Raw genomic sequence first — 209 nt, forward strand, 5'->3', positions numbered from 1 at the left:
TTCGGCTCGAAGCTGGAAAGCCGGTCACGAGGGACATCCAACTGGATTTTCCCGCCTGGGGTTAGTACCGTTTTGGAGCTGCTGCCGTTGCGGTGGTTTTCGCTCGACTCGGCTTCGTTGGCCAGATGGTGGTTCAACTCCGCCGTCAACATGCGCTCGGCCAGCATCTTCTTGAGCTGGCCCGCCAGCCCGCTCTCGCCAAGAATCGA

At 60.3% G+C, this 209-nt stretch carries 1 protein-coding gene; it reads right to left on the reverse strand.

Annotation, left to right across the window (positions count from 1 at the left end):
- The coding region (locus AC6H42_RS32015; RefSeq protein ID WP_497549826.1) for a transposase at positions 1-209 on the reverse strand (209 nt) is incomplete at both ends.

It is taken from the genome of Massilia sp. NBRC 108631 (assembly GCF_059704565.1).